2 protein-coding genes are annotated in these 3,345 nt (G+C 64.2%); one reads left to right on the plus strand and one right to left on the minus strand.

Going from position 1 to position 3,345, the window contains the following annotated elements; genetic code table 11:
• Window positions 1–159 precede the first annotated feature (159 nt).
• Window positions 160–1,893: a LuxR C-terminal-related transcriptional regulator gene (locus tag A5777_RS25660; protein ID WP_156527349.1), complete on the plus strand. Its 1,734-nt coding sequence runs from the start codon at window positions 160–162 to the stop codon at window positions 1,891–1,893.
• 14 nt (window positions 1,894–1,907) lie between these two features.
• Here A5777_RS25660 and A5777_RS07200 read toward each other — a convergent pair whose 3' ends face one another.
• On the minus strand, window positions 1,908–3,203 hold the full coding sequence (locus A5777_RS07200) for an ion channel protein (protein ID WP_064862142.1): 1,296 nt from the start codon (window positions 3,201–3,203) through the stop codon (window positions 1,908–1,910).
• Between the last annotated feature and the right edge of the window lie 142 nt (window positions 3,204–3,345).

Here is a 3,345-nt window from a genome sequence, read left to right on the forward strand (position 1 = left end):
GAATTCGAGACCATCATCAACCACGAGGCCCCTCAGGCCGCGTGACTAACCCTGTCACCTATCCGTGCACCAGGCCCTCTCGCGCAGGAGCTGACCGGACGTGCCGACAGCTTTGCGATCCTCGAACAACTGGTGACGCGAAACGTGTTGACGGTTCGATTGACAGGTCGCTCCGGATGGTTCCGCTACCACCCGCTTCTACGTGAGTTTCTCCGCGATCGACTCACCATTGAACGCCCACAGGAGATTTCGACGCTCCATCGGCGTACGGCGCAGTGGTATCTGGAGAACGGTGAACTGATCCCCGGGATCAGGCATCTGGTCGCGGCGGGCGACTGGCCCACGGTGGCGGAGGTGGTGGCAAAATCGGCACTCCCACTCATCCTCACGATCCACGCAGGCGAGCTGGCCGCAGCGTTGGCTCCTGCACTCGATGTCGTCGAACGCGATCCCCGCCCGGAGGTGCTCCTCGCGGCATGTGTTGTGGCGCATCATTCTCGGGACTTCGTCACCATGCGCCAGAACGCCTTGGACGCCGAGACCGCGTTGTTGGAGAGTGGCGTCGAACCACCTCGATGGACTCAGATCATCGTCGCGCTGGCACGGATGGTCGCAGCTCGGGTCTTCATTCCCGTTGAGTTGTACGAGACTGCGAACGAAGTGCTGACTGTCGCGACCGGGGCATCGCGCAACGAGCTGCCCGCGGTAGGTGCGTACGCGGTCATCGGCCGGACGAACGTAGCTATCAGCCTGGTTCTTCGCGGCGAATTCGACCGTGCTCGTGTGCATTTGGAAGATGTACGGGTCGAGTCTGATCGTGCCGGGGTGGCACTCACCTCGGCTGCAGCGCATGCCTACCTGGCTCTGCTGGATGTCATCGCGGGTGACCTCCCGGAAGCGGGACGTCGAAGCGACATGCTCGCGAGACTGGGTGTTCGACGTGGTTGGACACAGCAACCCCAGTTGCTTGCGGCCAACGCCGCCTCCGCTTTGGTGCACCTGGAGACAGACGAACTCGACGCCGCAAGCGAGTGCATCGACTCCGGCTTCGACCTCGTTCTCCACGGGTCTGATCTGCCTGCGACAGTGGTCCTTCAGATCGCGGCCGTCGGCGTTGCGCTCGCGCGGCGTGAACTGCATACCGCGCGAGCGGCGGCGAGCCGCCTCCGTGCGCTGAGCGCGAGTTGCGCCGGACTCCCTCTGCTCGACGACTGGGTTGCGGTCTCGCTGGCCCGCGTCGAATTACTCTGCGACGACGTCGATTCCGCTGAGAAGATCCTGACCGGGTTGCCCGCATCGACCTCTTCTTCATCGAGTGAATTCAGTGCCGAACTCGTCACCATCGCGCGTGCGGAAGTCCTCCTCGCGCAGCATGAACCACGCGCCGCGTTCGACCTGCTGGGTACGCCGGCCCGGTACGCGGCACACCGCACGCTCGTTGTCGAGGCCACGCTGTTGTCAGCGATCGCGGCGGATCGGCTCAGGTTGGACTCGATCGCACTGGAGCGGATGGGGCAGGCCATCGATGCAGCGGCCCCGATCGGAGCGCTGCGGCCCTTCGTGGCTCACAGCGAGGAGATCACTGGTCTGCTGGCGCGCTATCGACATCTGAACGCTGAACCCTCAGAACTGAATCGGGCACTTCTCCTGCGGCTGACAGCTGCCGATGGCGCCGCAACGATTCGACCTGCAACTCCATCGGACCCGCTCACCGAGCGAGAACTCGCCGTATTGCGTTACCTGCCAACGATGTACAAGTCGGCGGAGATAGCTGCGGATCTCTTCGTGTCGGTGAACACCGTGAAGACACACCAGCAGTCGATCTACCGCAAGTTGGGGGTATCGACACGCCGCGCCGCCGTCGACCGTGCCCGCGAGTGGCGCCTTCTGTAGCCGCGCAGTTCAAGTCAGGTGCGTCCCGCCGCGTCCTCGTCGACCGGCTTCGCACGCAATTCGGGTGCATTGGCCACGACAAGCCACGCGGCCAGCGTCGCGAAAAGGAGCGGTATCAACAGATCGAGTTGCGGCACAACAGCGAGTCCGAGGAAGAGGCTGATCCAGCCGTTCCGCGTTGCCGCGACGACGATCCCGACGATGCTCGCGGCCACGGTGATCGTCAACGGAAGTGACGGCCACAGCACGTGCATGCCGAATCCCGCTGCGGCACCGGCAAAGACAGACGGAAAGATGCGACCACCACGGAAGCCGCCCGCGCTGGCCAACAGCATGGCACACATCTTGATGCCTGCGAACGCGAAGAACCCGAGGGCCGTCGTGGTCCCGATCCGGTCGGGCAGTTCCTTCATCTGATCGAGGCCCTTGAACAGCGTGATCGTTCCGCCGAGTATTCCGAGGCCGCCGAGGATCGCTCCCACCAACGTCAACCGGACGATGGGGTCCCGTAGCGAGCGATGCAGCACCCGGTGCAGCGGATCGAACACGAAGGCCGCGACCACACCGCATGCGGCGATGACCACGGCCACCCCGACGGCGATCAAGGTATCGGTGATGCTGCCGACCTTCTCCGCCGGTAGGTCGATCGACATCGTGAGGTCGGTGAAGCGCAGGATGACGAACGAACCGGTCGCCGCCGCGACCAGGGGCAAATACAGGCGATTCCACAGGGGAATTCGCTGATCGCCGGGATTGGCCTCCGACAGCATGAGGGCCGCGGCGACCGGGGTTCCGAACAGTGCGCCGAATGTCGCAGCAGTCGAGAGGCCCATCCACTGGTCCTGGTCGATCTTCGGGATGAGACGCACACCGACGGCCACCACGATCGCCGCATTGATAACCATGATCGGGCTCTCCGGACCGAGGCTGACGCCGCCCGCCAGCGCAAGGATCGCCGCGATCGCGAGGCCGGGGGTCGCACCGACGGAGATCGGTGTGGACACCAACTCCTGCGTCGCGGGATCATCTCCGGCGTGGCCGGGAGCGAATCGGATCACCAGTCCCACCAGAACGCCCGCGATGGTCAGTACGAGCAGAATCCACCACCAGGTGCTCTCGGTGATGCCCAGCCACGACGTCACGGTGTGCCAGAGGAAGTGTTCAAGGGTGCTGGCGACGGCCGAGATTCCCCACAGCAGCAGGGCACATACGACACCCACGAGGAGGGCGACGGGCGTGAGTGCGAGTAGTTTCCCGACGGGTACTCGCGTCGAGTCCTGCTGTCCGGTTCCGGTGGTCGCCTCACTCATGACTTCAACTGTCGCGCATCCGAAGTCGGTTCACACCACGAAACGCAGAGGTTCACTGATCGAGGGTGGGGAATCGGTCGGCCCGCGCCTGTGCGACCCACGTGCGTCGTCGCGCGAGTTGCGTACGTTGTTCGACGGTTGC

This window comes from Gordonia sp. 852002-10350_SCH5691597, assembly GCF_001665715.1.
Lineage (GTDB): Bacteria > Actinomycetota > Actinomycetes > Mycobacteriales > Mycobacteriaceae > Gordonia > Gordonia sputi.